Annotated in this window: 6 protein-coding genes; 4 read left to right on the plus strand and 2 right to left on the minus strand. The window is 68.7% G+C overall.

Annotation, left to right across the window (positions count from 1 at the left end; genetic code table 11):
* The 3 genes from dapD to dapE form a co-directional block, all read left to right on the plus strand.
* A partial coding sequence (gene dapD / locus DBR34_RS19745) for a 2,3,4,5-tetrahydropyridine-2,6-dicarboxylate N-succinyltransferase (RefSeq protein ID WP_258224171.1) occupies window positions 1-996 on the plus strand: 996 nt, incomplete at its 5' end.
* Window positions 997-1,004: 8 nt separating this feature from the next.
* Window positions 1,005-1,367: a Spx/MgsR family RNA polymerase-binding regulatory protein gene (locus DBR34_RS19750; RefSeq protein ID WP_128098043.1), complete on the plus strand. Its 363-nt coding sequence runs from the start codon at window positions 1,005-1,007 to the stop codon at window positions 1,365-1,367.
* Window positions 1,364-2,491: a succinyl-diaminopimelate desuccinylase gene (gene dapE / locus DBR34_RS19755; protein WP_128098044.1), complete on the plus strand. Its 1,128-nt coding sequence runs from the start codon at window positions 1,364-1,366 to the stop codon at window positions 2,489-2,491. The genes DBR34_RS19750 and dapE overlap by 4 nt, the downstream gene beginning before the upstream one ends.
* Window positions 2,492-2,711: 220 nt before the next feature.
* On the opposite strand, the gene DBR34_RS19760 is transcribed toward dapE, so the two are convergent.
* Together DBR34_RS19760 and DBR34_RS19765 are read right to left on the minus strand one after the other, a co-directional pair.
* Window positions 2,712-3,395 carry a pentapeptide repeat-containing protein gene (locus tag DBR34_RS19760; protein WP_128098045.1) on the minus strand — a complete coding sequence of 228 codons (684 nt, stop codon included), beginning with the start codon at window positions 3,393-3,395 and terminating at the stop codon, window positions 2,712-2,714.
* Between the two features lie 202 nt (window positions 3,396-3,597).
* Window positions 3,598-4,476 (minus strand): tetratricopeptide repeat protein, encoded by an 879-nt coding sequence (locus DBR34_RS19765; RefSeq protein WP_128098046.1) that lies wholly within the window; start codon window positions 4,474-4,476, stop codon window positions 3,598-3,600.
* 340 nt (window positions 4,477-4,816) lie between these two features.
* On the opposite strand from DBR34_RS19765, the gene asnB reads away from it, so the two are divergent.
* Window positions 4,817-6,508, plus strand: a complete 1,692-nt coding sequence (gene asnB, locus DBR34_RS19770) for an asparagine synthase B (RefSeq protein WP_128098047.1) — start codon at window positions 4,817-4,819, stop codon at window positions 6,506-6,508.
* Window positions 6,509-6,614 lie beyond the last annotated feature (106 nt).

Genomic DNA, 6,614 nt, shown 5'->3' on the forward strand with positions numbered 1-6,614 from the left:
AAGAAGCCCGTTGCCGCCGCCAAGGTGCCGGCGGTGAAGAAGGCCGCTGCGAAGAAGGCCCCGGCCAGCAAGGCCGCCACCCCGGCCGAAAGCGCCGCCAAGCGCAGCGCCAGCCGCGATGCCACCATTGCCCGCAAGTCGCTGCGCAAGCCGGCCACGCCGGGCGTGGAAGAGCTGAAGTTCGGCATCGAGAGCGCCTTCGAGCGCCGTGCCACGCTGACCCTGCATGAGCTGGAAGGTTCGACCAAGCCGCTGGTCGGCCGCGTCATCGATGGCCTGGAAACCGGTGAATTCCGCGTTGCCGAACCCGATGGCCACGGCGGCTGGAAGGTCAACGAGTGGCTGAAGAAGGCGGTGCTGCTGTACTTCCGCGTCAACGACATGGCCGTGGTCGATGCGCGCCCCGCACCGTTCTGGGACAAGGTGGAATCGCGCTTCGCCGGTTTCGACGAGGCCAAGTTCCGCCGCGCCGGCGTGCGCGTGGTGCCCGGCGCGATCGCCCGTCGCGGGACGTACTTCGGCAAGGACGTGGTGCTGATGCCGAGCTTCACCAACATCGGCGCCTATGTCGGCGAAGGCACCATGGTGGACACCTGGGCCACGGTGGGTTCGTGCGCGCAGATCGGCAAGCACTGCCACCTGTCCGGCGGCGCCGGCATTGGCGGCGTGCTCGAACCGCTGCAGGCCAGCCCGACCATCATCGAAGACCACTGCTTCATCGGCGCCCGTTCGGAAGTGGTGGAAGGCTTCGTGGTCGGCCACCACAGCGTGATCGGCATGGGCGTGTTCCTGGGCCAGAGCACCCGCGTGTACAACCGCGCCACCGGCGAAATCAGCTACGGCTCGGTGCCGCCGTACAGCGTGGTGGTGTCTGGCCAGCTGCCGTCCAAGGACGGCTCGCACTCGCTGTACTGCGCGGTGATCGTCAAGCAGGTCGACGCCAAGACCCGCAGCAAGACCAGCGTCAACGACCTGCTGCGCGGCCTGGCTGACTGAGTCCTGCCATGACCACCACCGTGTATGGGTTGAAGAACTGCGACACCTGCAAGAAGGCCACCAGGTGGCTGGACCGTTTCGCGGTGCCGTATGCGTTTGTCGACTACCGCGAAGCGAAGCCGACACCGGAAACGCTGGTCGACTGGGCCGGGCAGGCCGGCGGCTTCGCTGCCCTGGTCAACAAATCGTCGACCACCTGGCGGCAGTTGCCGGACAACCGCAAGGCGGCCGCGTCCGATGCCGAGTGGAAGCTGCTGTTGCGCGAGCACCCGCAGCTGATCAAGCGCCCGGTGGTGGTCACCGCCGACGGCGTGATGACCCAGGGTTTCACCGACAACGGCTTCAAGCAGCGGTTCGGGGTCGGCGCGTGAGCGATGTGCTTGCGCTGACCTGCGACCTGATCGCACGGGCCTCGGTCACGCCGGAGGACGCCGGTTGCCAGGCGCTGCTGGCGGGCCGTCTTGAGCGCGCCGGCTTCCACTGCGAACACCTGCGCCTGGGCGAGGTCGACAACCTGTGGGCCACGCACGGGCAGGGCGCACCGGTGCTGGTACTGCTCGGGCATACCGACGTGGTGCCGACCGGGCCGGTCGAGGCCTGGGCCAGTGATCCGTTCGATCCGCAGATCCGCGATGGCGTGCTGTACGGGCGCGGCGCGGCCGACATGAAAGGCAGCGTGGCCGCGTTCGTGGTCGCTGCGGAGCAGTTCGTGGCTGCCCATCCGGAGCATCCCGGCACGCTGGCCGTGCTGCTGACCAGCGACGAGGAAGGCGACGCCATCGACGGCGTGCGTCGTGTGGCCGACATCTTCCGCGAACGCGGGCAGGCCATCGACTGGTGCATCACCGGCGAGCCGTCCTCCACCGCGGTGCTCGGTGACCTGCTGCGCGTGGGCCGCCGCGGCAGCCTTTCGGCCACGCTGACGGTGAAGGGTGTGCAGGGCCATGTGGCGTATCCGGACAAGGCGCGCAATCCGATCCACCTGGCCGCTGCGGCACTGGCGGAACTGACCGCGCGGCATTGGGACGATGGCTTCGAAAGCTTCCCGCCGACCAGCCTGCAGGTGTCCAACATCCACGCCGGCACCGGGGCCAACAACGTGATTCCGGGCGAGCTGCAGGTGCTGTTCAACCTGCGCTACAACCCGCACTGGAACGCGCCGATGCTGGAACAGGCCATTGGCGCGCTGCTGGATGCGCATGGCCTGGACTACGCGCTGAAATGGCACCGCAGCGGCGAGCCGTTCTACACCCCCGAAGGCACCCTGCGCCGTGTGGCGCGTGAGGTGCTGGGCGCGTTCGCCGGCGCACCGCCGGAAGAAAGCACCGGCGGCGGCACCTCCGACGCGCGCTTCATCGCGCCGCTGGGCGCGCAGTGCATCGAAGTGGGGCCGGTCAATGCCAGCATCCACCAGGTGGATGAGAACGTGCGGGTGGCCGATCTGGAACAGTTGCCGGCGCTGTACCAGCGGCTGATCGAGCGTCTGCTGGCCTGAGGCCGGCGGGTGGAACCCACCGTCGGGCGGTGGCGGTCGTGTCGGCTCGCTGGCCGGCGCCTTCTTCGGTCTGGCAATCGGGGGAGCCGGCCAGCGGCCGGCACTACCGGAGGGACGCGGGGAGCCGGCCAGCGGCCGGCACTACCGGAGGGCGCGGGGAGCCGGCCAGCGGCCGGCACTACCGGAGGGGCGCGGTGCACCGGCCAGCGGCCGGTTCGTCCTACGCCACGATCAAGCCGAACGCGGCCAGGGCTGCGGCGGCCTGCTGCTGCGAAATCACCGCCTTCTTGAACAGCTTGGCGTCCATCACGTTGAGTCCGCTGATGTCGGTACCGCGCAGGTCGGCGCCCTCGAACCGGGTCAGCCGGGTCTGTGCGTTGCGCAGGCTGCCGCCGGTGAACACCGCATCGCGGAAGTCACAGCCGGACAGTTCCGCATCGGAAAAATCCATGCCCTGCAGGTCGGCCTTGCGGAACGAAAGCCCGCGCAGGTCGGCACTGACCAGCAGGCAATCGCGGAATTCCAGCGCCCAGCCGGTCACTTCCTGCAGGTGTGCGCCGGTGAGCTTGCAGTCGTGGAACTGCACCGAGGATAGCGTGGCGCGACGCCAGTGACTGTTGTTGAGATCGCAATGCGAGAAGCGCGCATCGCTGAGCAGCGCGGAACTGAAGTCGCACTGCCCGCCGCGGCATTTCAGCCACTGGGTTTCCTCCAGCGACGCGGCCAGCCAGTTCGCACCGGCGACCGAGCACTGGTTGAACTGGAAGCCGTCCATGTCCAGGCGCGAAAAGTCGCCGTGGTCGAAGATGCAGCCCTCGAAGATGGCCGCACGCGGATGCGCGGCGATGATCGTCTGCATGCGCGCGCGGGTGATGGTGTCGTCGCGGAAAAGGGCGGTGGTCATGCGGGCATTCTGGGTGATGGGCGACGCAGGCGGCAGTCTTGAAGGTGGGCGCGGAGTGTGTACAAACATTCCCAGCGCGGAATACGCGGTAGCGCCGACCGTTGGTCGGCCGCCGTTGATGCCGGCACGGGCAGCCGACCAACGGTCGGCTCTACCGGTCTGGGCGTGCAGCCGACCAACGGTCGGCTCTACCGGGTCGGGGTCAGTCGAAGGTCCAGAACGGCGCTTTGATGCGCTCGCGCCAGTACGATTCGCCGGCCAGGTAGAACTGCTGGGCCTCGGCCTTGGCGAACCAGCCGGCGGCGGCGTCCAGGTCGCGGGTCACGCCGGCGCGGCCGCGGCCGAGCAGCAGCCCGCTGAAGTACTGCCCGTAGACATTGCCCTGGTCGCCCGCCTGCCGATACCAGCGCAGGGCCTGGTGGCCATCGCGGGGCAGGCCGCCCATCCCGGTTTCATACAGCGTCCCCAGGTCCACCTGGGCATCGGCGTCGCCGCGTCGTGCGCGCCGCTGGATGTCCACCACCCGCGGGTGCAGTGCGCCGTCCTGCGGTGCGATGGCCAGCGGCAGCCGCGACGATTCGGACGGCATGTGGTTGTAGATGGTCGCGCGCAGGTCCCAGCGCAGCGCGCTGGCCGCTTCGCCGCGCTCACGGTGGAACCGGGCCAGCATCAGCATGGCCATCGGGTTGCCGTGCCCGGCTGCGGTGCGGTACCAGCGCTCGGCCCGGCGCGGCGAGGGGCGCAGCGCGGTGCCCTGGACCACGTTGGGCCCGTCGGCATGCAGCAGCTCGCCGTCGGTCCAGATCCGGCCCAGCGCCTCTTCTGCCTGCGGGTTGTGGAACGTCCACGGCGTCGCTGCTGCGGCACGCTCGTACCAGCCCACGGCGCGCGGGTCGTTGAACCGTTCATAGGTGCGGGCGGCCTCCCAGGCGCTGTCGAAGCGGCCATCGGCGGCCTTGGCCTCCACGTCGTGGACCAGGGCGGCAGGAGTGCGCGAAGGCGTGCTGGCGCAGGCGGCCAGGACAAGGGTGAGGGCGATGCCGCCCAGGCGTGGGGCGATGCGTCCGATGCGAAGGGTCATTCCAGCCGGGTCGTGCACAGGGGGGGGCGTGATTATCGCCCCGTCGGCTGTACCCGCGCGGTGCCAGGGCGCGCATGGTTGCCATCGCAACAGTTGCACGGCCGCCAAAACCCGGTTACGGTCGATCCATGTCCTCGTTCCTGGCCACCGCCGTCACCAATACCAACCGCAGCAATCTGCGCGCGAATAATCGTGCGCGGCCGATGCGGGACTGCGACCAGGGCTAGTACAAGCACCACGCCCGGACTCCAGAAAACCCGCATCGTCCGATGCGGGTTTTTTTTATGGCCGCTCGAACGCATGCACCCCGTGTATTCCCCCATCATCAGGAGCTGTTCCCATGTGTTCGATCTTCGGTATTTTCGGCCTGCAGGCCGGCGACGACCTTCCCACCCTGCGCCGCCATGCGCTGGACCTTTCGCAGCGCCAGCGCCATCGCGGCCCGGACTGGAGCGGGGTGTACGTCGACGCCGGCGCCATCCTGGTGCATGAGCGGCTGGCCATCGTCGACCCGGCCGGCGGCTCGCAGCCGCTGCTGTCGGCGGACGGCCAGCTGGCCCTGGCGGTCAACGGCGAGATCTACAACCACACCGAACTGAAGGCCGAGCTGGCCCAGCCCTACGCGTTCCAGACCGGCTCGGACTGCGAGGTGATCAACGCGCTGTACCGCGAGGACAGCCCGGCCTCGTTCCTCAACCGCCTCAACGGCATCTTCGCCTTCGCGCTGTGGGACCGCGACCAGCAGCGCGTGCTGATCGCGCGCGATCCGATCGGCGTGGTGCCGCTGTACTGGGGCCACGACAAGGACGGCCGCCTGGTGGTCGCCTCGGAGCTGAAGTCGCTGGTGGACATCTGCGCCGATGCCGCGCAGTTCCCGCCGGGCCACTGGTACGACAGCGCCACCGATACGCTCACGCGGTACTACGAGCGCCCGTGGCGTGACTACGACGCGGTGGAAGGCGTCGAGGCCGACCGGGTGGAACTGCGCGAAGCCTTCGAGCGCGCGGTGCACCGCCAGCTGATGACTGACGTACCGTACGGCGTGCTGCTCTCTGGCGGCCTGGATTCCTCGCTGGTGGCGGCCGTGGCCGCGCGCTACGCACGGCACCGCATCGAGGATGGCGACCAGAGCGAAGCGTGGTGGCCGCGTCTGCATTCGTTCGCCATCGGCCTGAAGGGTTCGCCGGACCTGGCCGCCGCGGCCATCGCCGCCGAGGCGTTGGGCACCGTGCACCACGGCTTCGAGTACACCTTCGAAGAAGGCCTGGACGCACTGCCGGAGGTGATCCGCCACGTGGAAACCTACGACGTCACCACCATCCGCGCCTCCACGCCGATGTTCCTGCTGGCGCGGCGGATCAAGGCAATGGGGGTGAAGATGGTGCTGTCCGGCGAGGGCAGCGACGAGATCTTCGGCGGCTACCTGTACTTCCACAAGGCGCCCAACGCACGCGAATTCCACGAAGAGCTGGTGCGCAAGCTCGATGCGCTCAACAACTACGACTGCCTGCGCGCCAACAAGTCGATGATGGCCTGGGGCGTGGAGCCGCGCGTGCCGTTCCTGGACCGCGAATTCCTCGATGTGGCCATGCGCATCGACGCCAGGCACAAGATGGTCGGGCAGGGGCCGCAGGGCGCACGCCGGATCGAAAAGGCGGTGCTGCGCGAAGCGTTCGAAGGGTACCTGCCCGAGTCGATCCTGTGGCGGCAGAAAGAGCAGTTCAGCGATGGCGTCGGCTACGGCTGGATCGACGGGCTGAAGGCGCATGCCGAAGCGCAGATCAGTGACCGGGTGATGGCCGCAGCCGACAAGCGCTTCGTGCACAACCCGCCGCAGACCAAGGAGGCGTACTACTACCGCCACGTGTTCGAGCAGTACTTCCCGACCCAGGCCGCGGCTGAAACGGTGCCGGGTGGCAAGTCGATCGCGTGCTCCTCGCCGGCGGCGATCGCCTGGGATGCCAGCTTCGCCACGATGGCCGATCCGTCCGGGCGTGCGGTGGCCGGGGTGCACGAGCAGGCGCTGGCCTGATCGCACGCGGCAGGGCTGGCGGGAACACCGCCAGCCCGTAGAATCGCTCCCTCAATCGATGGGGATCGGGAATGGAAGCAGATACCACCGGCGGCATGCGCCGCAG

Source organism: Stenotrophomonas sp. HMWF003, from assembly GCF_003061285.1.
In the GTDB taxonomy this organism is placed as follows: domain Bacteria; phylum Pseudomonadota; class Gammaproteobacteria; order Xanthomonadales; family Xanthomonadaceae; genus Stenotrophomonas; species Stenotrophomonas maltophilia_AP.

Excerpts from the sequence above, each read along its gene's own strand:
- DBR34_RS19750 (WP_128098043.1), top strand. The coding sequence starts at position 1,005 with ATGACCACCACCGTGTATGGGTTGAAGAACTGCGACACCTGCAAGAAG.
- DBR34_RS19760 (WP_128098045.1), bottom strand. The coding sequence starts at position 3,395 with ATGACCACCGCCCTTTTCCGCGACGACACCATCACCCGCGCGCGCATG.
- DBR34_RS19765 (WP_128098046.1), bottom strand. The coding sequence starts at position 4,476 with ATGACCCTTCGCATCGGACGCATCGCCCCACGCCTGGGCGGCATCGCC.
- asnB (WP_128098047.1), top strand. The coding sequence starts at position 4,817 with ATGTGTTCGATCTTCGGTATTTTCGGCCTGCAGGCCGGCGACGACCTT.